This window comes from Aeromonas sp. 603404 (genome assembly GCF_049171775.1).
GTDB lineage: Bacteria > Pseudomonadota > Gammaproteobacteria > Enterobacterales > Aeromonadaceae > Aeromonas > Aeromonas veronii_A.
In genome coordinates this window covers 47,059-71,153 of the sequence record NZ_JAAKPE010000007.1, presented here as the reverse complement: position 1 = coordinate 71,153, position 24,095 = coordinate 47,059, and the positions used below count along the sequence as shown (strand labels likewise).

Annotated in this window: 22 protein-coding genes; 13 read left to right on the top strand and 9 right to left on the bottom strand. The window is 59.7% G+C overall.

Features of this window, described 5'->3' with window-relative positions; genetic code table 11:
• The first annotated feature begins 40 nt into the window (after nucleotides 1-40).
• Nucleotides 41-1,483 (top strand): TrkH family potassium uptake protein, encoded by a 1,443-nt coding sequence (locus tag G5306_RS11470; RefSeq protein ID WP_216952300.1) that lies wholly within the window; start codon nucleotides 41-43, stop codon nucleotides 1,481-1,483.
• Between the two features lie 239 nt (nucleotides 1,484-1,722).
• Here G5306_RS11470 and typA read toward each other — a convergent pair whose 3' ends face one another.
• Nucleotides 1,723-3,534 (bottom strand): translational GTPase TypA, encoded by a 1,812-nt coding sequence (typA, locus tag G5306_RS11465; protein ID WP_106844305.1) that lies wholly within the window; start codon nucleotides 3,532-3,534, stop codon nucleotides 1,723-1,725.
• 351 nt (nucleotides 3,535-3,885) lie between these two features.
• On the opposite strand from typA, the gene glnA reads away from it, so the two are divergent.
• The 6 genes from glnA (at nucleotide 3,886) to G5306_RS11435 (ending at nucleotide 10,200) form a co-directional block, all read left to right on the top strand.
• Nucleotides 3,886-5,295: a glutamate--ammonia ligase gene (glnA, locus tag G5306_RS11460; protein ID WP_005339672.1), complete on the top strand. Its 1,410-nt coding sequence runs from the start codon at nucleotides 3,886-3,888 to the stop codon at nucleotides 5,293-5,295.
• 115 nt (nucleotides 5,296-5,410) lie between these two features.
• Nucleotides 5,411-5,992 (top strand): DUF4124 domain-containing protein, encoded by a 582-nt coding sequence (locus G5306_RS11455; RefSeq protein WP_421212419.1) that lies wholly within the window; start codon nucleotides 5,411-5,413, stop codon nucleotides 5,990-5,992.
• Between the two features lie 80 nt (nucleotides 5,993-6,072).
• Nucleotides 6,073-7,128, top strand: coding sequence for a nitrogen regulation protein NR(II) (glnL, locus tag G5306_RS11450; RefSeq protein ID WP_005356202.1), 1,056 nt, complete (start codon nucleotides 6,073-6,075; stop codon nucleotides 7,126-7,128).
• Nucleotides 7,129-7,137: 9 nt separating this feature from the next.
• Nucleotides 7,138-8,556: a nitrogen regulation protein NR(I) gene (glnG, locus tag G5306_RS11445; RefSeq protein WP_005339666.1), complete on the top strand. Its 1,419-nt coding sequence runs from the start codon at nucleotides 7,138-7,140 to the stop codon at nucleotides 8,554-8,556.
• 141 nt (nucleotides 8,557-8,697) lie between these two features.
• A complete protein-coding gene (gene add / locus G5306_RS11440; protein ID WP_421231118.1) occupies nucleotides 8,698-9,699 on the top strand; it encodes an adenosine deaminase in 1,002 nt (333 codons plus the stop codon).
• 204 nt (nucleotides 9,700-9,903) lie between these two features.
• Nucleotides 9,904-10,200: a hypothetical protein gene (locus G5306_RS11435; RefSeq protein ID WP_421206314.1), complete on the top strand. Its 297-nt coding sequence runs from the start codon at nucleotides 9,904-9,906 to the stop codon at nucleotides 10,198-10,200.
• Nucleotides 10,201-10,266: 66 nt separating this feature from the next.
• Here the strand turns inward: G5306_RS11435 and rmuC are convergent, their stop codons facing one another.
• Nucleotides 10,267-11,607 (bottom strand): DNA recombination protein RmuC, encoded by a 1,341-nt coding sequence (rmuC, locus tag G5306_RS11430; protein ID WP_421312895.1) that lies wholly within the window; start codon nucleotides 11,605-11,607, stop codon nucleotides 10,267-10,269.
• The gene (locus G5306_RS11425; RefSeq protein ID WP_160881925.1) at nucleotides 11,604-11,819 is read right to left on the bottom strand and encodes a hypothetical protein; all 216 of its coding nucleotides are present in this window, start codon (nucleotides 11,817-11,819) and stop codon (nucleotides 11,604-11,606) included. Before G5306_RS11425 ends, rmuC begins: the two co-directional genes overlap by 4 nt.
• Before the next feature lie 140 nt (nucleotides 11,820-11,959).
• On the opposite strand from G5306_RS11425, the gene G5306_RS11420 reads away from it, so the two are divergent.
• Complete coding sequence (locus tag G5306_RS11420; protein WP_216952305.1) at nucleotides 11,960-12,481, top strand: ferredoxin-type protein NapF; 522 nt, start codon at nucleotides 11,960-11,962, stop codon at nucleotides 12,479-12,481.
• Between the two features lie 53 nt (nucleotides 12,482-12,534).
• Here the strand turns inward: G5306_RS11420 and G5306_RS11415 are convergent, their stop codons facing one another.
• From G5306_RS11415 to G5306_RS11390, 6 genes are all read right to left on the bottom strand, one after another.
• Complete coding sequence (locus G5306_RS11415; RefSeq protein WP_033114760.1) at nucleotides 12,535-12,987, bottom strand: Rrf2 family transcriptional regulator; 453 nt, start codon at nucleotides 12,985-12,987, stop codon at nucleotides 12,535-12,537.
• Nucleotides 12,988-13,320: 333 nt separating this feature from the next.
• Complete coding sequence (locus G5306_RS11410) at nucleotides 13,321-14,160, bottom strand: PfkB family carbohydrate kinase (protein ID WP_216979891.1); 840 nt, start codon at nucleotides 14,158-14,160, stop codon at nucleotides 13,321-13,323.
• Nucleotides 14,161-14,266: 106 nt separating this feature from the next.
• On the bottom strand, nucleotides 14,267-15,238 hold the full coding sequence (locus tag G5306_RS11405; protein ID WP_033114758.1) for a LysR substrate-binding domain-containing protein: 972 nt from the start codon (nucleotides 15,236-15,238) through the stop codon (nucleotides 14,267-14,269).
• Between the two features lie 155 nt (nucleotides 15,239-15,393).
• Nucleotides 15,394-16,122 (bottom strand): glutamine amidotransferase-related protein, encoded by a 729-nt coding sequence (locus G5306_RS11400; protein ID WP_216952309.1) that lies wholly within the window; start codon nucleotides 16,120-16,122, stop codon nucleotides 15,394-15,396.
• 83 nt (nucleotides 16,123-16,205) lie between these two features.
• Nucleotides 16,206-17,702, bottom strand: coding sequence for a CoA-acylating methylmalonate-semialdehyde dehydrogenase (locus G5306_RS11395; protein WP_268011089.1), 1,497 nt, complete (start codon nucleotides 17,700-17,702; stop codon nucleotides 16,206-16,208).
• Nucleotides 17,703-17,783: 81 nt separating this feature from the next.
• The gene (locus G5306_RS11390) at nucleotides 17,784-19,115 is read right to left on the bottom strand and encodes an aspartate aminotransferase family protein (RefSeq protein ID WP_216952313.1); all 1,332 of its coding nucleotides are present in this window, start codon (nucleotides 19,113-19,115) and stop codon (nucleotides 17,784-17,786) included.
• Nucleotides 19,116-19,301: 186 nt separating this feature from the next.
• Here G5306_RS11390 and G5306_RS11385 point away from each other — a divergent pair, with 186 nt between their 5' ends.
• The 5 genes from G5306_RS11385 (at nucleotide 19,302) to G5306_RS11365 (ending at nucleotide 24,043) form a co-directional block, all read left to right on the top strand.
• On the top strand, nucleotides 19,302-19,844 hold the full coding sequence (locus G5306_RS11385) for a cupin domain-containing protein (protein WP_042012327.1): 543 nt from the start codon (nucleotides 19,302-19,304) through the stop codon (nucleotides 19,842-19,844).
• A gap of 125 nt (nucleotides 19,845-19,969) precedes the next feature.
• A complete protein-coding gene (locus G5306_RS11380) occupies nucleotides 19,970-21,466 on the top strand; it encodes an aldehyde dehydrogenase (protein ID WP_421312894.1) in 1,497 nt (498 codons plus the stop codon).
• 125 nt (nucleotides 21,467-21,591) lie between these two features.
• Complete coding sequence (locus tag G5306_RS11375) at nucleotides 21,592-21,762, top strand: hypothetical protein (RefSeq protein ID WP_005341999.1); 171 nt, start codon at nucleotides 21,592-21,594, stop codon at nucleotides 21,760-21,762.
• Between the two features lie 118 nt (nucleotides 21,763-21,880).
• Nucleotides 21,881-22,804 carry an EamA family transporter RarD gene (rarD, locus tag G5306_RS11370; RefSeq protein ID WP_216952315.1) on the top strand — a complete coding sequence of 308 codons (924 nt, stop codon included), beginning with the start codon at nucleotides 21,881-21,883 and terminating at the stop codon, nucleotides 22,802-22,804.
• A gap of 129 nt (nucleotides 22,805-22,933) precedes the next feature.
• Entirely contained in the window at nucleotides 22,934-24,043 is a 1,110-nt protein-coding gene (locus G5306_RS11365) for a YeeE/YedE thiosulfate transporter family protein (RefSeq protein ID WP_216952316.1), read from the top strand.
• Nucleotides 24,044-24,095 lie beyond the last annotated feature (52 nt).

The following is a 24,095-nucleotide window of genomic DNA, read 5'->3' as shown; positions in this document are numbered from 1 at the left end:
GGTCCGGGTCTTTTGTTAATCAACGACCAGGTTATCGAACATGATCAAACTGCGTCCCATTATCTTCACCCTCGGGCTGGTGCTCTCCAAGCTGGCGCTCTTCATGTGGCTGCCCACCTTGCTGGCACTGCTCACCGGGTCAGAGGGATTTGTCGAGTTTCTCAAGTCCGTGCTGATCACCCACGGCGCCGCCCTGCTCTGCCTCCATTACGGCCGCAAGGCGGAGTTTCATCTGGGGGTGCGGGAGATGTTCCTGCTCACCACCTCGGTCTGGGTGGTTGCCTGTATCTTCGGGGCGCTGCCCTTTGTCTTCATCACCCACATCAACTTTACCGACGCCTACTTCGAGACCATGTCGGGGGTGACCACCACGGGCTCTACCGTGCTATCCGGCCTCGACAACATGGCCCACAGCATCCTGTTGTGGCGATCCATCCTACAGTGGCTGGGGGGGGTCGGCTTTATCGTGATGGCGGTTGCCGTACTGCCCTATCTCAACGTCGGCGGCATGAAGCTGTTCCAGACCGAGAGCTCGGACTGGTCAGACAAAAGCGCCCCGCGTGCCAAGACGGTCGCCAACAACATCGTTGTGGTCTATCTGGTGCTCTCCATGCTCTGCTTCATGGCCTACTGGGCCAGCGGCATGAATATGTTCGAGGCGATCAACCACGCCATGACCACCCTCAGTACCGGCGGCTACTCCACCTCCGATCAATCCATGTCCCACTTCTCCAACTCGGCACACTGGATTGGCACCCTGTTCATGTTCCTCGGCGGCCTGCCCTTTCTACTCTATGTGCAGAGCCTGAATCACAGGGACTACAGCCTGCTCAAGGATGCCCAGGTGCGCGGCTTCTTCTGGCTGGTGGTGTGGGTCACAGTCATCATGACCTTCTATCTGTGGGAGAGAGATCTGTTCGGCTTCTGGGATGCCCTGCGCATCAGCTGCTTCAACATCGTCTCGGTACTCACCACCACCGGCTATGGTCTTGGTGACTTCGGCACCTGGGGGCCGCTCGCCAGCATCGTCTTCATCGTGCTGCTGGCTCTTGGGGCCTGCTCTGGCTCCACTGCGGGCGGCCTCAAGATCTTCCGGGTACAGGTGGCCTTTGCCCTGTTCAAGAAGCAGATGCGCCAACTGATGCACCCTTCCGGCGTATTTCCCCAGAAGTACAACGGCCGGACAGTCAATGACGCCATCATCCGCTCAATGATCTCCTTCGTGCTGGCCTACTTCGCCATCATTCTGATGATAGCCGCACTGCTGGGCGCCATCGGGCTTGACCCCCTGACAGCCATATCCAGCTCCATCACCGCCGTTGCCAACGTCGGCCCGGGCATGGGCCCGGTGGTCGGCCCCAGCACCAACTTTGCCAGCCTGCCGGAATCGGCCAAATGGCTGCTGTCATTCGGCATGCTGCTGGGACGACTGGAGATCCTGACGGTCGCCGTGCTCTTCTTCCCCTCCTTCTGGCGCCAGTAACGCTCACCGTAAGCAAGCAAAAAGCCGCAGCGTTCACCCGCTGCGGCTTTTTTATCTCGTCCATCCCCACGACTTTCCCTCAACGCTCATCAGCCCCATTACCGGTGGCCTGAACGACCTCATCGGCATGGCCAGAGCGGATCACAAGCATAAAAAAACGGACCCAAACCAGAGGTTTGGGTCCGTTTATTAGTGAACCGTCAGCGGCCGCAAGGGCTGCCGAGACTCAGCACATGGCATTAACCACGGCCAGAGCGTTTGCGATCCAGCTCGGTCAGCAATTTCTTGCGGATACGGATGTTCTTAGGAGTCACTTCTACCAGTTCGTCGTTGTCGATGAACTCGAGAGCCTGTTCCAGAGTCATGCGGATCGGCGGAGTCAGCACCTGAGCTTCATCGGTACCGGAGGCACGCATGTTGGTCAGCTGTTTGCCTTTCAGGCAGTTAACAGTCAGGTCATTGGAACGGGAGTGAATACCGATTACCTGGCCTTCGTACACCTCGGTCGCGTGACCGATGAACAGACGACCGCGGTCTTGCAGACCGAACAGGGCGTAAGTCAGTGCCTTACCGGTTGCGTTGGAGATCAGCACACCGTTCTGACGCTCACCGATGCTGCCACCCTTGTGCGGACCGTAGTGGTCGAAGGTGTGGTACAGCAGACCGGTACCGGAGGTCATGGTCATGAACTCGGTCTGGAAGCCGATCAGGCCACGGCTCGGGATCATGAAGTCCAGGCGGACACGACCCTTGCCATCCGGGGTCATGTTGGTCATTTCGCCTTTACGCAGACCCAGCTGCTCCATCACGGAACCCTGGTGCGCTTCTTCAACGTCCACAGTCACAGTTTCGAACGGTTCTTGCAGTTCGCCGTCAACAGTACGCAGGATTACTTCCGGACGGGATACCGCCAGCTCGTAACCTTCGCGACGCATGTTTTCGATCAGGATGGAGAGGTGCAGTTCACCACGACCGGATACGCGGAACTTGTCCGGATCATCAGTCTCTTCCACGCGCAGGGCCACGTTGTGGACCAGCTCCTGGTTCAGACGCTCCAGAATGTTGCGGGAGGTCACGAACTTGCCCTCTTTACCGGCGAACGGTGAAGTGTTGACCTGGAAGGTCATGTTCACGGTCGGCTCGTCAACGGAGAGCGGCGGCAGGGCCTCAACGGCACCGTTGTCACAGATGGTGTCGGAGATTTTCAGCTCGCCCAGACCGGTGATAGCGATGATGTCACCCGCTTGCGCGTCGGCAACTTCAGTACGGGACAGACCCAGGTAACCCAGCACCTGACCGACTTTACCGTTACGGGTCTTGCCGTCAGCACCAACGATGGTGACTTGCTGGTTGGTCTTGACGCGACCACGAGTGATGCGGCCGATACCGATAACGCCCACGTAGGAGTTGTAGTCCAGCTGGGAGATCTGCATCTGGAAACCACCTTCGGCATCAGCCTTCGGCGCTTCAACGTTGTCAACGATGGCCTGGAACAGCGGCTCCATGTTTTCGGACTCGACGTCCTGATCCATGGTGGCCCAACCGTTCAGTGCAGAGGCGTAAACAACTTTGAAATCCAGCTGTTCGTCAGTCGCGCCCAGGTTGTCGAACAGGTCGAATACCTGATCCATTACCCAGTCAGGACGAGCACCCGGACGGTCAACCTTGTTGATGACCACGATCGGCTTCAGACCCTGAGCGAACGCTTTCTGGGTCACGAAACGGGTTTGCGGCATCGGGCCGTCTACGGCGTCAACCAGCAGCAGCACGGAGTCAACCATGGACAGTACGCGCTCTACTTCACCACCGAAGTCGGCGTGACCCGGGGTATCAACGATGTTGATGCGGTAGTCATTCCAGCGGATCGCAGTGTTCTTGGCGAGAATGGTGATGCCACGTTCCCGTTCCAGATCATTGGAGTCCATGATCCGTTCCTGGCCTTCCGTGGAGCGGTCCAGGGTGCCGGACTGCTGCAGCAGCTTATCAACCAGAGTCGTTTTGCCGTGGTCAACGTGCGCAATAATCGCAATATTGCGTAAATTCTCTAACATTCTCGCCTCAATCACCGGGTAAAATTGGGCGCTAATTGTACTCTTGCCTTTGTGATCTGCCTAGCAGAATTGCAGTACATTCGCGCATAACAACAGATCTGGATCATAGACCTCTCTGACAAACCCTGCTTAGATGGGCGGTGACCGTATTTCGCGCACCATTACAGTGCACCAAAACGATCCACCATCGCACTAAATTGATGCAACGCGAGTCGAGATCGCCTGATTTTGGGGAGCCTCTTCAGCGAGATTGCCCTGAAATCAAGCTGTCACAAACTTGGCACGATACTGGCTTATGTGAATACGACGACGCATTCACCCAGAGAGTTTTAACACCGGAGGTTACTTAGCATGTCAGCCCAGAACGTTTTGGCCCTGATCCAGGAACACGAAGTCAAGTTTGTTGATCTGCGCTTTACCGACACCAAGGGTAAAGAGCAGCATGTATCCATCCCTGCTCATCAGGTTGATGAAGATTTCTTCGAAGACGGCAAGATGTTCGATGGTTCCTCCATCGGCGGCTGGAAGGGCATCAACGAATCCGACATGGTACTGATGCCGGACGCAGCCTCCGCCAAGCTGGACCCGTTCACCGAAGAGACCACCCTGAACATCGTTTGTGACGTACTGGAGCCTGCCACCATGCAGGGCTACGACCGCGATCCGCGCTCCATCGCCAAGCGTGCAGAAGATTTCCTGAAGTCCAGCGGCATCGCTGACACCGTGCTGTTCGGGCCGGAGCCGGAATTCTTCATGTTCGACAACATCACCTTCTCCAACACCATGGGCCACAGCTTCGTGAAAATCGAATCTGAAGAAGCCGCATGGAACTCCGGCACTGCCTATGAGCATGGCAACAAGGGTCACCGTCCGTTCGTGAAAGGCGGTTACTTCCCGGTTGCACCGGTCGACTCCTCCCAGGATATCCGTGCCGCCATGTGTCTGGTGCTGGAAGAGATGGGCCAGGTCGTTGAAGCTCACCACCACGAAGTGGCCACTGCCGGTCAGAACGAGATCGCTACCCGCTTCAACACTCTTACGCTGAAAGCAGATGAAGTACAGGTACTGAAGTACGTGATCCACAACGTGGCCCACGCCTACAACAAGACCGTCACCTTCATGCCGAAACCCATGTTCGGTGACAACGGCTCCGGCATGCACTGCCACCAGTCTCTGGCCAAGAACGGCGTCAACCTGTTCGCCGGGGACCTGTATGGCGGTCTGTCCGAGATGGCGCTGCACTACATTGGCGGTATCATCAAGCACGCCAAGGCCATCAACGCCTTCGCCAACCCGACCACCAACTCCTACAAGCGTCTGGTTCCGGGTTATGAAGCACCGGTCATGCTGGCCTACTCTGCCCGCAACCGTTCTGCCTCCATCCGTATCCCGGTGGTACCGAGCCCGAAAGCTCGTCGTATCGAAGTGCGCTTCCCGGATCCGGCTGCCAACCCGTACCTGGCCTTCGCAGCCCAGCTGATGGCCGGTCTGGACGGTATCATCAACAAGATCCATCCGGGCGATGCCATGGACAAGAACTTGTACGACCTGCCGCCGGAAGAGGCTGCAGAAGTGCCGACCGTTGCTGGCTCTCTGGACGAAGCCCTGGCAGCTCTGGATGCTGACCGCGAGTTCCTGACCCGTGGCGGCGTGTTCAGCGATGACTTCATCAACTCCTATCTGGAACTGAAACAGCAGGATGTTGACCGTGTGCGCATGACCCCGCACCCGCTGGAGTTCGAACTGTACTACTCCGTCTAAGTCGCAGCAGACAGCCCATTTAGATTGGGGCAGCTTGCCGAATCGTGACAAAACCCGCCAGATGGCGGGTTTTTTCTCTGATAGGATTAAGCAAGATACCGTCAAGGAGAGATGGATGAACAAGATACATGGCATAGGAGCAATTACCCTCCTGTTACTGACCTCATTCAGTACTCATGCGGCCAAGGTCTACTCCTGGGTCGATGGCAATGGCATTACCCACTACACGGATGCCCCTCCTCCCGGCAAAAACGTAAAGGAGGTGGATCTGCGGGCTGCTCCCCTGCTGGGTAGCGCCCCCAGCTCGGTACAGGTAGACAACTTCAACAGCCTGACTGGCGCCGATGTCAAGAAGGAGCAGGAGGCGGCCAAACTGGTGATCGAGCTGCTCTCCCCTGAACAGGGCAGCACCCTGCGCGACAACACAGGCAATATCGTCTTTCAGGGTCAAATCAGCCCCAAACCGCCAACCCAGTATGATGTGCGCCTGACTCTGGATGGCAAGGCAGCCCCCATCGTCAGCAACAGCCTCTCTATCCGGGTCGAAAATGTCGATCGCGGTGCCCACGAAGCTCAGCTCGAGCTGCTCGCCAAAGACGGTACGATCCTTGCTAAATCTACACCAGTCACCTTTTACCTGCATAGAGCGACCGTGACTCCGGCTCCCAAACCCACCCCCAAAGCCAACCAAGGGTGATATAGCGCACCGATGCGGGTAAACTCTATGCACCATATCGGTGCATAATAGGTGTGTAGCACCGTTTTAGGGAGAAACCTGTGCCAACCCGCTCGGACAACGCCAAAACACTCTTGGATAATTTGCTGACCGCCGTGATCCTGATGGATGAACGGCTCTGCATCCAATTCGTCAACCCGGCGGCTGAACAGCTGCTCTCCCTCAGTGAACGCCGGCTGATCGGCATCGAACTGCCTCATCTGCTGGAACATATCTCCCTCGATTTGCAACGGCTCAAGCAGTGCCTCGTTTCAGGGCAAGGCTTTACCGATAGCGAAGTGACTCTGGTGGTAGAGGGAGAACCGCGACTGGTGGAGCTGAGCGCTACCCCCATGGCCGACCACGAACAGCGTCTGCTGGTCGTGGAGCTGCGCAAGATCGACCAGCAGAAGAAGATCAGTCAGGAGCAGCAGCAACATGCCCAGCAGCTGGCGGCCAAGGAGCTGGTGCGCGGGCTTGCCCACGAAATCAAGAATCCCCTCGGCGGCCTGCGCGGCGCGGCCCAGTTGCTGCAAAAAGAGCTGCCGGATCCGGCGCTGCGCGAATATACCGGCATCATCATCGAACAAGCTGACAGGCTGCGGGTACTGGTCGATCGGCTGCTCGGCCCCCAGCGCCCCGGCCGTCACCAGATGCACAATGTCCATTCGGTGCTGGAGCAGGTACGCCGACTGGTGGAGCTCGAACTCCCTCCCTCTGTTCGCATCGAACGGGATTACGATCCCAGCATCCCCGAATTCGAGATGGAGCCGGATCAGCTGCAGCAGGCGTTTCTCAACATAGTGCGCAATGCCGCCGAAGCGCTGGGCGATCAGACCGGGCTTATCCGCATCAAGACCCGCACCGCGTTCCAGATCACCATCCACGGCCAGCGTTACCGGCTGGCAGCGGAGATCAAGATCATCGACAACGGCCCCGGTATTCCGGACGCCATTCGCGACACCCTGTTCTACCCCATGATCACCGGCAAGGAGGGGGGAACCGGACTCGGCCTCTCCATCGCCCAGAACCTGATCGACCAGCACAAGGGGCGGATTGACTGCATCAGCTGGCCGGGTCACACCGAATTCACCATTTTTCTACCGCTTCGCAAGTAAGGGAACCCCATGACCGCCAAAGTGTGGATCGTCGATGACGACAGTTCTATCCGCTGGGTGCTGGAGCGCACTCTCGGCAGCGAAGGCTTCAACTGCGAGAGCTTTGCCGATGGCGAAGCCCTGCTGCACGCCCTTGAGCTGCGCTCGCCCGATGTGATCCTCTCCGATATCCGGATGCCGGGCATCGATGGTTTGAGCCTGCTGGAGCAGATCCACCGTCGTCAGGCCGATCTGCCCATCATCATCATGACCGCCCACTCGGATCTCGACAGTGCGGTCAACGCCTACCAGCGCGGCGCCTTCGAGTACCTGCCCAAGCCGTTCGACATCGACGAAGCGGTGACCCTGGTGCGGCGCGCCGAGAATCACCTCAAGGAGCAGCGCACCAAGCGCAAGTCTCGCCAGCAAGAGGCCACCGCCACCCCGGAGATCATCGGTGAGGCGCCGGCGATGCAGGAGGTGTTCCGTGCCATAGGCCGCCTGTCGCGCTCCAGCATCTCGGTGCTGATCAACGGCCAGAGCGGTACCGGCAAGGAGCTGGTCGCCCATGCGCTGCACAAGCACAGCCCGCGTGCTCACAAGAACTTTATCGCCCTCAACATGGCGGCCATCCCCAAAGATCTCATCGAATCCGAGCTGTTCGGTCACGAGAAGGGGGCCTTTACCGGCGCCAACAACATCCGCCACGGCCGCTTCGAGCAGGCCGACGGCGGCACCCTGTTTCTCGACGAGATCGGCGATATGCCGCTGGATGTGCAGACCCGGCTGCTGCGTGTCTTGGCCGATGGCCAGTTCTATCGAGTCGGCGGCCACCAGCCAGTGCAGGTAGACGTGCGGATCATCGCCGCCACCCACCAGAATCTGGAAAAGCGGGTGGCCGATGGCGAGTTTCGCGAGGATCTGTTTCACCGCCTCAACGTCATTCGCATCCATATTCCTGCCCTCAAGGAGCGCCGTGAGGATATTCCCCAGCTGGCCCGCCACTTCCTGCTACGCGCCGCCAAAGAGCTGAACGTCGAGGCCAAGAGCCTGCACCCAGATACCCAGGCCTATATCAGTCGCCTGCCCTGGCCGGGCAACGTGCGCCAGCTGGAGAACGTCTGCCGCTGGCTTACCGTGATGGCCTCGGGGCAAGAAGTGCTGGTCGGCGACCTGCCTGCCGAGCTGCTCACCCCCATCACCCACAACGCCGAACCGGGCCAACCGGCGCTGCCCGGTTGCTGGCAGCAACAGTTGCAAGAGTGGGTGGCCAGCAAGCTGGCGCTGGGAGAGACAGACATCCTGGCCGATGCCATGCCTCAGTTCGAGCGGATCATGCTGGAGACGGCACTGGAACACACCCACGGCCACAAGCAGGAGGCGGCGCGCCTGCTTGGCTGGGGTCGCAACACCCTCACCCGCAAGCTGAAGGAACTCGATCTCTCCTGAGTCCCGGGGAAAAACGATTCCCATCACGCCCTGACAAATCACCGCCTGCCAGAGCCCCGTTTAACCATAAACGGGGTATCTTTTTTGAAAGCCCCGCCTAGAATGGCAGGCTTTCAAACCTGACTCGACGAGGGCGCCCCCATGATTGACAGATCTCTCCCCCTGACCGACCTGCACCGCCATCTGGACGGCAACATCCGCCCGCAAACCATCCTCGAGCTGGGTCGCCAACACAATATCCAGCTGCCCGCATTCGAGCTGGAAGCGCTGCGCCCCCACGTACAGATCATCGAAAACGAGCCGAGTCTGGTTACCTTCCTGAAGAAACTGGACTGGGGTGTGGCCGTGCTGGCTGACTATGACGCCTGCCGCCGGGTCGCCTACGAGAACGTGGAAGATCTGCTGCGCGCCGGTATCGACTATGCCGAACTGCGCTTCAGCCCGGCCTATATGGCGATGGCCCACAAGCTGCACCCGCAGGGCGTGGTGGAAGCCATCATCGACGGCGTGGCCGCTGGCAGCCGCGATTTCGGTATCAAGACCAACCTGATCGGCATCATGAGCCGCACCTTCGGCACCGAGCAGTGCAATCAGGAGCTGGCCGCCTGCTTGGCTCACCGCGACAAGCTGGTCGCCATCGATCTGGCCGGTGACGAACTGGGTTTCCCGGGCGAACTCTTTGTCGACCACTTCCGCAAGGTGCGCGATGCAGGCATGCGCGTCACCGTACACGCCGGTGAAGCCGCTGGCCCCGAGAGCATGTGGCAGGCCATTCGCGAGCTGGGCGCCGAGCGTATCGGCCACGGCGTCAAAGCGATTCAGGACCCGGCCCTGATGGCCTATCTGGCCGAGCACCGCATCGGCATCGAGTCCTGCCTCACCTCCAACGTCCAGACCACCACGGTAGCGAGCCTGACCGAGCACCCGATCCGCCAGTTCCTGGCTGCCGGTGTACTGGCCTGCCTCAACACCGACGACCCGGCAGTAGAGGGCATCGACCTGCCCCACGAATATGAGGTGGCCGCTCCGGCCGCTGGCATGACCGCCAGCGAAATCCGCACTGCCCAGCAGAACGGCCTGACCCTGGCCTTCCTGAGCGATAGCGAGAAAGCCGAACTGAGCGCCCGCGCAGCCAGCCGCTGATCCACACCGGCACTGCAAATAGAAACGGCCCACTTCGGTGGGCCGTTTCTATTTGCCTGTTACATGGTCAGACATAAAACCAAAAGCCTCACATGACGAATTCGCCAATGAAAAACCATTATAAACAATGAGTTGAGCAATACTCCAAACTCCCTCATTCTAATTGCGTAACCGTGAGGTTACTTCTTACAAAGAGGGTTTTTGATGGATATTACACCAGATATTGTTGGGCACTTCCGCGCTTCGTTTTTCGGTCAATTCGGTAAGGAAGATACATACCCTACCGAGAAAGTTATCTTCGCCTTGCAAGAAGCGAGCTATGAGACAGGGGGTAGCCGTTGGGGGGAATATGGATCGCAGACATTAAAACAACGAGGGATGTTTTATCTCGCAGCTCATATATTGACTCAACCAACCAGTGCAGTTCTAAAAACAACCAGCTTTGGCCAGCAATACCAAAAACTCAGAAGACGAGTGGGAATGGGAGCCATCGCCTGTTAACAAAGTTAAATGGCAAAAGGCCCAAACCGGGGTTGGACCTTTTGCGGATGGCGATGCAGGGAAAAACTACTCCCGCTCCTTGTCACGCTCCAGCGCCCGCTCAACCAGCGGCTCGGGCAGGCTCTTGGTCACCTCAACCCCCAGCTCGCGGAAACGCTCGACCTGCGCAATCAGGTTGCCACGGCCGTTGACCAGCCGTCCCATCGCCTTGTCGTAGCTCTCCTGCGCCTTGTGCAGGCTGCCACCCATCTGCTGCATCTCCTCGACGAACAGCCGCAGCTTTTCGTAGAGGCGACCGGCCCGCTCGGCGATCTGGCGGGCATTCTGGTTCTGCCGTTCGTAGCGCCACAGGTTCTCGATGGTGCGCAGCGCCACCATCAGATTGGTGGGGCTCACCAGCAGGATGTTGTTGTCGAGGCCGTAACGCACCAGCGAGGGATCGGCCTCCATCGCGGTGAGGAAGGCGGGCTCTACCGCTACGAACATCAGCACATAGTCGAGGGTACGCACCCCGGGCAGCTGCTGGTAATCCTTGCGACCCAGCTCGCGGATATGATTGCGCACCGAGGCGACGTGCTCCTTGAGCGCCACCGCCTTCTCCAGCTCGTCATCGGCGTTATACCAGCGCTCGTAGGCGGTCAGCGACACCTTGGCGTCGATGATGATGTCTTTTTCCTGCGGCAGGTGGACGATCACGTCGGGCTGGTAGCGCTTGCCCTTCTCCACCTCGATATTGACCTGGGTGTGGTACTCGTGGCCCTCGCGCAGACCGCACTCGCTGAGGATCCGCGCCAGCACCACTTCACCCCAATTGCCCTGCTGCTTGCTGTCGCCCTTGAGGGCGCGGGTCAGCGCCGCCGCCTCTTCGGTCATGCGGGCATTGAGCTCGGCAAGGCGCTCCAGCTCGAACTTGAGGCTGTGGCGCTGGGCCGTCTCTTGGGCGTGGGTCTCCCCCACCTGACGACGAAAGCCCTCGAGCTGCTCTTTGAGCGGGGTGAGCAGCAGATCGAGGCTATTCTGGTTCAATTCGCGGAAGTTGCCGGAGTTTTGCTCGAAGATCCGGTTGGCGAGATTCTCGAACTGCTGGCTGAGGCGCTGCTCCGCCTCCTGTTGCAGTTGCAGCTTCTCGGCGGCGGCCAGCCGTTCGCTGCGCAGGGTCGCTTCCGCATCCTTGAGTCGGGCGGTGAGTTTGATGAGCAGGGTCTGCTGCTGATCCAGCTTCTGCTGGCCCTGCATGCGCTCATCCTGCAACTCGTCGAAGCGATCCTGCAACGCTTGATGCCGCTCCTGCGCCAGCATCAGCTCCTGAGCCTGTGCCGTGGCGGCCCGTCGCCCGATCAGCCAACCAAGCCCGAGGGCCAGCACGGCGGCTGGCAGCAGGATGACCCAGAGCCCGGGCTCGATCATTTACGGCTCCGCTGGCGCAGGAAGAGTTCGAGATAGCGGTTAACCAGGATCCAGAGCACCACGTAGATAAGGTAGGCGGCCAGCACCACCCACTTGTGGCTGTTGACGCCGGTATCGAGCTCGGCGAACTCGATATCCTTGATGCGGCAGTAGGCCCACATCAGCAGGGGAAAGACATAGAGCAGGGACGCACGCCAGAGAAATAGCCACATATGTTTTCATTCAACCACGTAAAAAGACCCGCCTAGCTTACACAAGGGCAACTGCGCTTGCGATCCTGACGGCCGCTATTCTCTGGCCTGCTTCCCGAAACTTCGATAAAATTAACCCCTAATAGGTATCAGGGGCGAGCATGACTCACTATTTCCTCCGTTGGCTGACACAAGGTTGGCAAGCTTCCCGCAAGCCCGCAGTGGTTTGCCATGAAGCGCGCCCGCCATGGGCCATCGAGGAGTCCCAGTACCTCTCCCTCTGCAGCCGCTGTGGCGAGTGTTTCAAGGCCTGCCCGCGCGGTCTGCTCAAACCGGCCACCCAGGAGGAGTACGAGGGGAGCCCCATCGCCGGTACGCCGGTACTCGATCTCGCCTGTGGCCAGTGCAGCTACTGCGGCAGCTGCGCCAGAGCCTGTCCCACCGGCGCCCTCGACCTGCAGCTGGGTCGTCAGGTGCAGACCCGGGTGCAGATTGAAGAGAGCTGTCAGGCACGGCAGGGCTTCTACTGCCTGCTCTGTGAAGATGCCTGTCCCCAGCAGGCAATCAAGGCCACAGCCGATGGCATCAACGTCAACATGGATGCCTGCAATGGCTGCGGCGCCTGCGGCCTCGCCTGTCTGCACGGCGCCATCACCCTGATCCGCCAGCCGGGCAATCGCTGACAAACAAAAGGGGCCATCAGGCCCCTTCTATATCTGTTCTTGCTTCCTGCCCATCAGGCCATCGCCAGAATTGACTCCTGCTCGATGCCCAGCAGATGGCAGAGACGGTTCGGATCGCGCACCGCATCGGCCAGGGTGTACTCACCCAGCACTTCGAGGAAGGCGTTCATGGCGCGGCGCAAAATGCCCTGAATGCGGCAGCCACCGGAGAGACGGCAGTTCTCGCGCTTGCAGTCGACCGGACAGAGCACGTGCTCCATATCCATCACCACATCGCGCAGGTTGATGGAGACCGCGGAGCGACCGAGGCGGATACCGCCATGCTTGCCACGTACCGTCTCGATGTACCCCTTGATGCCGAGCTGGTGCACTATCTTGACCACGTGGTTGCGAGAGATGCCGAAGGTATCGGCCACTTCGGTAATGGTCGACAGGCGATCGCCCGGCTGCACCGCCAGGAAGGTCAGGGTACGCAGGGCGTAGTCGGTAAATCGTGTCAGTTGCATGGTCGCACTTGCCTCTTACTACAAGCCAGGAATCAGGACGACAACATTGAGCTAAGAGGCAGGAGACAACCGGTTTGCCTCTGTTCGCCATTGGTTCGCCAGAGGAGGGGCCTGTCTCTTAATCTGAGTTGCGGAGTGACAAGGTTAAGAGCAGCACAACCGGGTGTCGATGAAGATGCACATAAATCGACACTTTCTTTGATTGATCGCAAACTTGCCGGGTTAGCCCGGCGTTTACCTCCATTCTGGCGGCTAAATTTCCCGAAATTCCTCACCGCCGCACCCAACAGACAAGAGGGGAAATCTCCCTTCGAACAGTGAATAAACGGGGCGTCAGTGCGGCTGTTTCAGCCAGTTTTTCAGCGCGACCGATGGGATGGAGCTCTCGGAGGCGACGGCAAACGCCCCCCAGTCCACCGCGCACTGTAGCGCATCCTTGATCGCCATGCCGCGCGCCAGGCCATGGATCAATCCGCCAGCGAAAGCATCCCCTGCTCCCGTGGTATCGACCACCGAGACTGGCCGCGCGGCGACCCTAATCTGCTCGTCGCCATGGATGGCCACCGCCCCCGCCTTCCCTTCGGTCAACACAAGCCATTCAAGCTGCTCACCCGCCAACTGGCGGGCATGTTGCCAGGGGTCACTTACCTCGCCGAGATCGGAGCGGGAGGCCACCAGCACATGGCAGGGACGGCGCGCTTGGCCGCCCTTGGGATACTGGGCCAACACAAAGCTCTTGCCGAGCATCTGGCGCATATAACTGATGATGGCGGTGCCGGGATAGTTCACGTAGAGGCAGTCGATCCCCTCCTGTGGCAGATCACCGGGCAGATCGGGACGACGGGGACGGCGAAGTATGGTGCGCTCGCCGGTGGAGTCCACCAGGATCAGCAACTCGCCGGTCTCGCCGCCAAAGCGCTCCACATGGCTGCAATCCAGCCCGTAACCGGCCGCCTGCTCCAGCAGCCAGTCGCCGGTCTCGTCCAGCCCGATGCGTGAGGCAATGGTCACCTCGTGACCCGCCCACACCAGCCCGATGCCGGTATTGGCGGCACCACCTCCCAGCCTGCGTCCCTGATCCACGTATTGCAGCCGGGCCCCCGCCACCAGCGGTTCGGAGAGGGAGAGCACATGATCACAGTTGAGATTGGCAAGCAGCAGAATACGTGACATAGAGACCTCGGACGATGGAGATAGCCCAAAAGAGACAGGCTGAACCCCGAGTAGAGCCCAGCCTGACTGAAGAGACAACCGTAAGCGATCGGTAATCCGATCGGGATCAATAGATGGGCAGTTCCACCCCGGCCAGCAGCTCGTCGATGCGCGCCTGGGTCGGTTGTTGCATCACGCTCTGGATCACCTCCTTGGTGAGGTGAGGCGAGAAAGAGCTGATGAAGTCATACATGTAGTTCTGCAGCAGAATGCTCTTGCTGAAGCAGATTTGGGCCGGACAGGGCTTGAACAGGTGCTCCAGATTGATGGAGACCAGCCCGGGGCTGTCGGTGTCGTTGGCCACCAGCGAGGAGATGATGCCGATGCCAAAGCCCAGCTCCACATAGCGCTTGATCACTCCGGCATCCATTACCGTCATGTAGTAGCTCGGGGTCAGCCCCGCCGCCTGAAACACCTCATCCTGCACCTGCCGACCGGTGGCACCGCTCTCGTAACTGAGGATGGGGTAGTGGCAGAGCTGCTCCAGGGTCGGCTTCTTCACCTTGGCCAGCGGGTGATCCTGCGGCACCACCAGCGAGAGGGTCCAGAGGTAGGCGGGCAGCGCGATCAGCTCCTTGTCGAAGCCAATTTCGTGGGCAACGATGGAAAAATCGGAGTAACCCTTGCTGATCTGCTCCTTGCTCGCCGACATCACCGGATGGAGGTGGAACGAGATTTTGGGGTACTTCTTGGTGAAGTAGGTAACCGACTTGGGCAGCAGATAGCGGGCGATAGTGTGGGTAGTGTGAATGTTGAGGGTGCCCACGGTCGGATCCAGATACTCACGGGAGATCGCCTTTATCTTGCTCTCGATGTTGAGCATCGCCTCGGCACACTTGATGATCTCCTCGCCCACCGGGGTGATGCGGTGCAGATGCTTGCCACGGCGCTCGAAGATCCGCACTCCCAGCTCGCTCTCCAGCAGGCCGATCTGCTTGCTGACCCCGGGCTGGCTGGTATAGAGCGCATCGGACGCCACCGAGACGTTGAGGTTGTGGTCCCGGATCGCGATCAAGTACTTCAATTGCTGTAGTTTCAAGGCTTCACCCTCTCAAGCTGGTGCGGCGATCACGCCAGACAAACAGGCCGCCACAAAGGGCGGCCAGTGTATCATCCGATCCCGACATCGCAGCGCTTGATCCTTCATTTTGCTACAAAATCTAGCACCCGAAGGGGGTCGCTGACAAACCGGGCTCAGGCTGCGCCGGCCCGCAGCGGCAGGATCCCCAAAAACTGCAGCAACCACTGCATCATGGTGGTCGAATCCACCTCTCCCTCCAGCGAGGAGAGGCTGCTCTGGTAACGCTCGTCGGGTAACAGGCCTCGGCGCCGCTCGATCAGCGCCCGGTTGTACTCCACCGAAAATTCCGGATGTCCCTGAATGGCAACTATGTTGTTCCCCTGCAGGAACATGAAGTTGGGGCAAAAATCGTTGCCCGCCAGCCGGGTCGCTCCGGGGGGCAGCAGGGCCACCTGATCCTGATGACTGGCCAGAATACGGATCTGATCACGAGACGGCGCCATCCAGGGCTCATCAGCCAACATGGGGTGCACCGACACTCCCAGCCCCCACCCCTTGGTAGACTTCACCACCTCGCCCCCCAGCGCCTGGGCGATCACCTGATGACCAAAACAAATCCCGGCCAGCTTGACGTCGGCATCATGGGCCCGACGGATCCAGCCACGCAACGCCTTGATCCAAGGGATATCGCTATAGGCATCGTGGCGCGAGCCGGTGATGAGCCAGGCATCGCACTCGTGCAGATCCTCCGGCAGCTCCCCATCGATGGCTGACCAGACCCGAAACTCCAGCTCGGGTGCCAGCGGCTGAAACCCCCTGATAAACATCTCGGAGTAGACGGGGCCAAAACGATCCGCCAGATCGGGATCCAGCCGGTCACAATCGAGAATTCCCAATCGCATCTGTTGTTCCTTTACAGAGTTCGCCCCCGCCAATCATCGACCGGCGGGGGCAAGAGGTTAGGCCATGAGCACGTGCCAGCACGTCACTTCATGGTCGGCATGGAGAACTCGGCACCACTGCGCAGGCTCTGGGGCCAGCGCGCCGTCACCGTCTTCATCCGGGTATAAAAGCGAACCCCGTCCGGCCCGTGCATGTTGAGCGGCCCGAAGATGGAGCGCTTCCAGCCGCCAAAGCTGTGAAACGCCATCGGCACCGGAATGGGAACGTTCACCCCTACCATACCGACCTGTACCCGCGCCGTGAAGTCCCGCGCGGTGTCGCCGTCGCAGGTAAAGATGGCGGTGCCATTGCCGTACTCATGTTCATTGATGAGTCGCAGCGCCGTCTCGTAATCCGGTACCCGCACGATGGAGAGCACAGGGCCGAAGATCTCCTCGCGGTAGATGCGCATCTCGGGCGTCACCTGGTCAAACAGGCAGCCACCGATGAAGTAACCCTCGTCGTGGCTCAGCGTGCGACCATCGACCCGCAGCGTGGCCCCTTCGGCCACCCCCTGATCCACATAGCCGCGCACCTTGGCCAGATGCTCCTTGCTGATGAGCGGCCCCATTTCGTTCTCCGGGCTCTGGCCCAGCCCCGGGCCGACCCGCAGTTTTTCCACCAGCGGCGTCAGCTTGGCCACCAACGCATCAGCGGTCTCGTCCCCCACCACCACGGCCACCGAAATAGCCATGCAGCGCTCACCCGCCGCCCCATAAGCAGCCCCCATCAGGGCGGAGACCGCCTGATCGAGGTCCGCATCCGGCATCACCACCATGTGGTTCTTGGCGCCGCCCAGCGCCTGCACTCGCTTGCCGTGGGCCGAGGCGGTGGCATAGATGTACTGGGCGATGGGGGTGGAGCCGACAAACGACACGGCGCCGACCCGCGGGTCGGTCAGCAGCACGTCCACCACCTCCTTGTCACCGTTCACCACGTTGAGCACGCCGTCCGGCAGACCGGCCTCCTTGAGCAGCTCGGCCATCCGCAGCGAGAGAGAGGGATCCTTCTCGGAGGGTTTGAGAATGAAGGTGTTGCCGCAGGCAATCGCGACCGGGAACATCCAGAGCGGCACCATGGCCGGGAAGTTGAACGGGGTGATGCCGGCGCAAACCCCGACCGGCTGCATCATGGAGTAGCTGTCTACCCCGCGACCGACGTTGAGGGAGTGCTCCCCCTTGAGCAGATGGGGAATGCCGCAGGCAAACTCCACTACCTCCAGCCCGCGGGTCAGCTCACCCTGCGCATCGGAGAAGACTTTGCCGTGCTCGCGGCTGATGAGCTCGGCCAGCTCGTCCCTGTGCTGCTCCATCAACTCTTTGAAGCGGAAAAAGACCCGAGCCCGCACCAGCGGCGGGGTTTGCGACCAGTCGGCAAAGGCACGCTCGGCGATGGCGATCGCCTCCTGACACTCGGCGGCGCTGGAAAGCCCAACGCTCCCCTGCTGCTTGCCGCAGGCTGGGTTGAAGATGGCGCCCTGGCGCTCGCTACGACTCTCCTGCGGCTGGCCGTTGATGAAGTTGCTGACCCTGTATGTCATGTATCCTCCGTGATAATTGATGTGGTGATTGCGCTGAACAAGACAACGCAAGGCCCCGCCAGCGCGGGGCCATCAAATGGGTTAGGGTTGTGCCTGCAGGGCATCCTGCAGCAGGGTGAAGAGATCATCGATCTGGCTGCGCTCGATGATGAGGGGTGGCGACAGGGCGATGATGTCGCCGGTCACCCTGATCAGCGCCCCCTTCTCGAAGCAGCGGACAAACACCTCATAGGCGCGCTTGCCCGGCGCATCCGGCATGGATTCAAGTTCGATACCGGCCACCAGCCCGTAGTTGCGCACATCCTTCACATGCTTGCAGCCCTTCAGCGAATGGGCCGCCTCCTCCCAGTAGCCCGCCAGATCCGCGGCGCGGCTAAGCAGGTTCTCGTTGCGATAGATCTCGAGGGTCGCCAGACCCGCAGCAGCAGCCACCGGATGACCGGAATAGGTGTAGCCGTGGAACAGCTCGATAGCCCCCTTACCTGCCGCCATCATGTCGTCATAAATATGCTTTTGCACCAGCACAGCTCCCATGGGGATAGCGCCGTTGGTGAGCCCCTTGGCGCAGGTGATCATGTCGGGGATGACATCGAACTCCTGCGCGGCGAAGGGAGAGCCAAGGCGACCGAAACCGGTGATCACCTCGTCAAAAATCAGCAGGATGCCGTGTTTGGTGCAGATCTCCCGCAGCCGCTTGAGGTAGCCTTTGGGCGGCATCAGCACGCCGGTACTGCCGGCGATGGGTTCGACGATCACCGCCGCTATGTTGCTGGCATCGTGCAGAAAAACGATCTTCTCCAGCTCGTCGGCCAGCGCCACATCCTCCTCAGGCAACCCTTTGGTGAAGGCATTTTTGGCGATGTTGAGGGTATGGGGCAAATGATCCACCCCGGTCAGCAGGGAGCCAAACCACTTGCGATTGCCAGGAATGCCCCCCACCGAGATGCCGCCAAAGCCAACCCCGTGATAACCCCGCTCGCGACCAATCAGCCGGGTGCGGGTGCCCTGACCGCGAGCCCGCTGCCAGGCCAGTGCGATTTTGAGCGCGGTATCAACCGACTCTGAGCCGGAGTTGGTATAGAAGACATGGCCAAAGCCCTGGGGAGCGATCTCCACCAGCCGGTTGGCCAGCTCGAACGGCAACGGGTGGCCCATCTGGAAAGTGGGGGCGAAATCGAGGTGGGAAATCTGCTGGGAGACCGCCTCGGCAATCTCGCGCCGACCATGGCCCGCGTTGCAACACCAGAGTCCGGCAGTGCCATCCAGTATCTTGCGGCCATCCTCTGAGTGATAATACATCCCCTCCGCCGACTTCAGGATGCGCGGCGCCGCCTTGAACTGCTGGTTGGCGGTGAACGGCATCCAGAAGGCGGACATGTCGGAGGGAGTATTGATGTCGCTGATCGGTTTCATGGTCACCTCATCCTTAAGGTGTTTAGCAACTATTGGCCATTGCCTATTAAATTAAACACCTGAATCCATAAAAAAGGGCTCATTATCGCCCTGTCTAATGCCACCCCTAGCTAGATGACTCTACAGGGTGGTATAAGATATTTAACACAAATTTAATAATAGTAAACAGTCAAGGAGTGTCTATCGATGGATATCGGTCACCGTCTCAAGGCGGTTCGCACCAAGGCGGCCCTCTCCCAGCGCGAGCTGGCCAAACGCTCGGGCGTGACCAACGGATTCATCTCCCAGATCGAAAAGAATCAGGTGAGCCCGTCAGTTGCCTCCCTGCGCAAGGTGCTGGAAGGGATCCCCATGTCACTGGCCAGCTTCTTTACTGACGAGACCGAAATGGACTCCGAAGTGATCTTTCGCGCCGCCGATATGCCGGATCTCGGCACTCACCCCATCAGCTACCGGCTGGTGGGCCACAGCCGTGCCAACCGTGCCATCGGCATGTTGCAGGAGGTGCTGCCACCGGGCGCCGACACTGGCGACGACATGCTGAGCCACGAGGGTGAAGAGTGCGGCATCGTTATCAAGGGCGAGGTTGAAGTGACCGTGGGTGAGCAGATCTACCTGCTGACACCGGGGGACGGCTACTACTTCGACAGCCGCACTCCTCACCGTTTTCGCAATGTGGGCGAGCAGGAGTGCGTATTGATTTCGGCCAATACCCCCGCCAGTTTCTAACAGGGTGATAAGGGGTCAGCCAGCCGCCAATGTTTAATGAATTGTTACAAAATGGATTTACAAGTGGCAGGATGTTTAGCATATTGATACGCGGACAATGACTTTTGCCGGTTCAAGGAGTGAACATGAGTGACCTGACCCTGGCCCAGTGGCAACACAAGGCCGCCCATCTGACCCTGCCCTCACAAGCCTTTATCAACGGTAGCTATCGGGATGCCGTCAATGGTGCCACCTTCGACTGTATCAACCCGGCCAACGGCAAGCTGCTGACCAAGGTAGCAGCCTGCGATGCCGCCGATGCCGAGCTGGCGGTACAGGCCGCGCGTGATGCCTTCAACGACAAGCGCTGGAGCGGCCTGCCGCCGAAACAGCGCAAGCTGATCATGCAGCGCTTCGCCGAACTGATGCGTCTCAACAAGGTGGAGCTGGCACTGCTGGAGTCGCTGGACATGGGCAAACCCATCGGCGATGCCATGGGCTACGATGCCCCTGCCGCCGCCAACTGCATCGCCTGGAACGCCGAAGCGATCGACAAGATCTACGATCAAGTCGCGCCGGTCGAGGAATCCGCCCTGGCGCTGGTGACCCGGGAACCGCTCGGGGTCGTTGCCGCCATCGTGCCGTGGAACTTCCCGCTGGTGATGGCCTGCTGGAAGCTGGGGCCGGCGCTCGCTACCGGCAACTCGGTCATTCTCAAACCTTCCGAAAAGTCCCCCCTGACCGCCCTGCGTATCGCCGGCCTGGCCAAGGAAGCGGGCATTCCGGACGGTGTGTTCAACGTGCTGCCGGGCTTTGGCCACATCGTGGGCGAGGCGCTGGCCATGCATATGGATGTGGACTGCATCACCTTCACCGGCTCCACCAAGATCGGTAAACATCTGGTGGAGTGCTCCGGCAAGTCCAACCTCAAGCGCGCCTTTATGGAGTGCGGCGGCAAGAGCCCCAACATCATACTGGCGGATGCGCCGGATCTGGACGCTGCGGCCAAGAGCGCCGCTGGCGCCATCTTCTACAACCAGGGCGAGGTGTGTACTGCCGCCTCTCGCCTGCTGGTGCAAAACAGCATCAAACCGCAATTTATGGAGCGACTGCTGGCCCATGCCCGCGAGTGGATCTCGGCCAACCCGCTCGACCCTGCGACCCGCATCGGCGCCATGGTGGATCACATCCAGATGGAGCAGGTGCTGCGCTATGTCGAGATTGGCAAGCAGGAGGGAGCCAAGCTACTGCTGGGAGGCAAACGCACCAATCTTGAGAGCGGCGGCTTCTATATCGAGCCCACCATCTTCGACGAGGTGACACCCGAGATGCGGATCTTCCGCGAGGAGATTTTCGGCCCTGTGCTGGCAGTGACCGGTTTCGACACGCTCGAAGAGGCCATTGCACTGGGCAACGACACCGACTACGGGCTGGCAGCAGCGATCTGGACCGCGGATCTCAACAAGGCGGTGAAGGGTTCCCGCGCCCTGCGTGCTGGCACCGTATTCGTCAACAACTGGGATGGCGGCGACATGACCATGCCGTTTGGTGGCTTCAAGCAGTCTGGTAACGGTCGTGACAAGTCGCTGCACGCGCTGGAGAAGTACACCGAGCTGAAAAGTACCTGGATCCAGCTCGAATAAAGGTATAAATAGCCATCATCATCAGCAATGGGGGAGAAATCCCCCCTTTTGCATTTTGGTCTTCCATCAGGCGGCACAATCGATATAATCATCAAATAAGCAAACCATTAAATATAAAGACAAAAATGCTATTTTTTCTGGGAAGCGTACTTTTTCTGGTGATCGGGTTGCCCCTGCTGTTTTTCGTGCTGGGGCACGGCGAGGCCTACGTGACCTGGGGCCCCTGGATCTCCGCCATCGCCCTGATGTTGTGGCTGTTGATGGACGTCGACAAGATCCGTCGCGGCAAAGGCTGACCAGCTTCCAACCGTATTCTCAAACTTCGTTTATTCGCTTCTTTCCTCGATAAAGGATCGCTACACTGATTTTTTGCGATGTTTTCCCGCATCCAACGCATCAGTAAAGGTCATCCGCATGCCGCAACAGATCCAGCGCCAGGGCGTCATCTACGCCCTGTGCGCCTATACCCTTTGGGGCATAGCCCCCATCTATTTCAAGACCATCTCTGCCGTCCCGGCCGCTGAAATTCTGACCCACAGGATGATCTGGTCCTGCGTGCTGCTGATGGTGCTCACCCTGGCTGGCCGCCAGTGGCACAAGGTGCAGGCAGTGCTGCGTCAGCCAAAAGTGCTGCTCACCCTAGCTTTTACCTCGGTCACCGTTGGCGGCAACTGGCTGCTGTTTATCTGGGCCATCAACAACGGCCACATGCTGGATGCCAGCCTCGGCTACTACATCAACCCGCTGTTCAACGTGCTGCTGGGGATGGTGTTTCTGAGCGAGAAACTGCGCCGCCTGCAGTGGTGGGCGGTGGCGCTGGCCTTTGCCGGGGTGACGATCCAGCTTATCGCCTTTGGCTCCCTGCCCTGGATTGCGCTGGTGCTGGCATCGAGCTTCGCCATCTATGGCCTGGTGCGCAAAAAACTGGCCCTCGATGCACTTACCGGTCTGCTGATCGAAACCATGATCATGCTGCCACCGGCAGCAATCTATCTGTGGGGCATTGCCGACAGCCCCACCAGCCATCTCACCCAGAACGACTGGCACCTCAACCTGCTGCTGATCGCTGCTGGCGCCGTCACCACAGCCCCTCTGCTCTGCTTCACCGCCGCCGCGACACGGCTCAAGCTCTCCACCCTGGGCTTCTTCCAGTACATAGGCCCCAGCCTGATGTTCATCCTCGCTGTCACTCTCTACGGCGAGGAGCTGGCAATGGACAAGGCTCTTACTTTCGCCTGTATCTGGAGCGCGCTGCTGATCTTCACGCTGGATGGGCTGCGCAACGGCAAGCGTCCTGCTGCAACGAGCAATATAAAGCCTTCAAAATCAAATCAGTAGCTAACAAAGTCATCAGAAGCGATATGCCATTTTCTCGCCCCCTGACCTGTTAAACCGGTAGCCTTGGACTCAATGTGGGAATAGGATCCGCACTCCCTATTCTCCATCCAGCTATAAGGAATTACAGCTATGACTCGAAAATGGTCGCTCCCCATCGTGGCAATCGCGGGGGGAGCGTTACTCTGGCTTGGCAACACCTTTGGTATGAAATGGGCCCTGATGGCCCTGATCGGATTCGGCTTTGGCTTCACCCTCTCCTTCAGCCGCTTCGGCATCGTGTTCGGTTGGCGCGAAATGCTGACCAAGCGCAACAGTTACTATGTGCGGGTTCACCTGCTCACCATCGCCATCGAAATTCTGCTGTTCACCACCTTCCTCTCCTTTAGTCACGCCCTGTTTGGCGATGCCATGGTGGGCAACGTGATGGCTATCGGCATTCCCTTCATCGTCGGTGCCTTCCTGTTCGGCATCGGCATGCAGCTGGCAGGCGTCTGTGCCACCGGCACTCTTTATTGCTGCGGCGAGGGACAACCCCGCTTCTGGCTGGTGCTGATCTGCTACGGAATCGGCACCCTCATCAGCAACCAGTTCCGCCCCGAACTGGAGGCCACCTTCTCCAGCCATGTGGTGCTGGCCAAGGATTTGACCGGCAATATCTGGAGCGGCATGCTGCTCAACCTGGCGCTGGTCGCCGCGCTGTTCCTGCTGTTTCGCAACAGCGAACTCAAGCGTACCGGCGAACTCAAGCCCCTCTTCAGCGGCGGCAACCTGTTCTGGCGCGATGGCCGCTTCACCGTGCTGACCGGCGGCATCATCATCGCCATACTCAACTCCACTGTCGTCGCCCTGCACGGCTCGGCCTGGACCATCACAGGCGCCGTCTATGACATGGCGCTGCGCGGCGCCTCCCTGTTCGGCCTGTTCGAGGGCAACCCCAAGCTGGCCCAGCCACTCTTCATCAATCCCATGGTCGGCATGTTCTGGCTCGGCATTCTGGGGGCCATGCTGGCGCGCTGCATCAGCGGTGGCGGAAACTTCGCCCCGATGCGGATCGGCAACAGTCTGGCATCCATCCTCGGCGGCCTGCTGATGGGGATGGGCGCCATGTACAGCGCCTGCAACCTCGGCGGCTTCTTCGACGGCACCGCCTCCGGCAGCCTGCACGGCTGGGTCTGGATGCTGATGGCCCTCGCCGGCAGCCTGATCGGTATTCGCCTGCGCCCGCTGTTCAAGCTCTAAGCCACAGGCCGGTACTCGCCAACAAGGGAGTCGGGTCACACCAAATAAAGAG

What these genes read in the sequence shown, in the direction of transcription:
- G5306_RS11415 (WP_033114760.1), bottom strand. Translation starts at nt 12,987, where the DNA reads ATGCAACTGACACGATTTACCGACTACGCCCTGCGTACCCTGACCTTC.
- G5306_RS11380 (WP_421312894.1), top strand. Translation starts at nt 19,970, where the DNA reads ATGAGTGACCTGACCCTGGCCCAGTGGCAACACAAGGCCGCCCATCTG.
- G5306_RS11470 (WP_216952300.1), top strand. Translation starts at nt 41, where the DNA reads ATGATCAAACTGCGTCCCATTATCTTCACCCTCGGGCTGGTGCTCTCC.
- G5306_RS11400 (WP_216952309.1), bottom strand. Translation starts at nt 16,122, where the DNA reads ATGCGATTGGGAATTCTCGATTGTGACCGGCTGGATCCCGATCTGGCG.
- glnG (WP_005339666.1), top strand. Translation starts at nt 7,138, where the DNA reads ATGACCGCCAAAGTGTGGATCGTCGATGACGACAGTTCTATCCGCTGG.
- G5306_RS11390 (WP_216952313.1), bottom strand. Translation starts at nt 19,115, where the DNA reads ATGAAACCGATCAGCGACATCAATACTCCCTCCGACATGTCCGCCTTC.
- G5306_RS11385 (WP_042012327.1), top strand. Translation starts at nt 19,302, where the DNA reads ATGGATATCGGTCACCGTCTCAAGGCGGTTCGCACCAAGGCGGCCCTC.
- rarD (WP_216952315.1), top strand. Translation starts at nt 21,881, where the DNA reads ATGCCGCAACAGATCCAGCGCCAGGGCGTCATCTACGCCCTGTGCGCC.
- G5306_RS11435 (WP_421206314.1), top strand. Translation starts at nt 9,904, where the DNA reads ATGGATATTACACCAGATATTGTTGGGCACTTCCGCGCTTCGTTTTTC.
- G5306_RS11455 (WP_421212419.1), top strand. Translation starts at nt 5,411, where the DNA reads ATGAACAAGATACATGGCATAGGAGCAATTACCCTCCTGTTACTGACC.
- add (WP_421231118.1), top strand. Translation starts at nt 8,698, where the DNA reads ATGATTGACAGATCTCTCCCCCTGACCGACCTGCACCGCCATCTGGAC.
- G5306_RS11365 (WP_216952316.1), top strand. Translation starts at nt 22,934, where the DNA reads ATGACTCGAAAATGGTCGCTCCCCATCGTGGCAATCGCGGGGGGAGCG.
- G5306_RS11395 (WP_268011089.1), bottom strand. Translation starts at nt 17,702, where the DNA reads ATGACATACAGGGTCAGCAACTTCATCAACGGCCAGCCGCAGGAGAGT.
- G5306_RS11375 (WP_005341999.1), top strand. Translation starts at nt 21,592, where the DNA reads ATGCTATTTTTTCTGGGAAGCGTACTTTTTCTGGTGATCGGGTTGCCC.
- rmuC (WP_421312895.1), bottom strand. Translation starts at nt 11,607, where the DNA reads ATGATCGAGCCCGGGCTCTGGGTCATCCTGCTGCCAGCCGCCGTGCTG.
- G5306_RS11410 (WP_216979891.1), bottom strand. Translation starts at nt 14,160, where the DNA reads ATGTCACGTATTCTGCTGCTTGCCAATCTCAACTGTGATCATGTGCTC.
- glnA (WP_005339672.1), top strand. Translation starts at nt 3,886, where the DNA reads ATGTCAGCCCAGAACGTTTTGGCCCTGATCCAGGAACACGAAGTCAAG.
- typA (WP_106844305.1), bottom strand. Translation starts at nt 3,534, where the DNA reads ATGTTAGAGAATTTACGCAATATTGCGATTATTGCGCACGTTGACCAC.
- G5306_RS11425 (WP_160881925.1), bottom strand. Translation starts at nt 11,819, where the DNA reads ATGTGGCTATTTCTCTGGCGTGCGTCCCTGCTCTATGTCTTTCCCCTG.
- G5306_RS11420 (WP_216952305.1), top strand. Translation starts at nt 11,960, where the DNA reads ATGACTCACTATTTCCTCCGTTGGCTGACACAAGGTTGGCAAGCTTCC.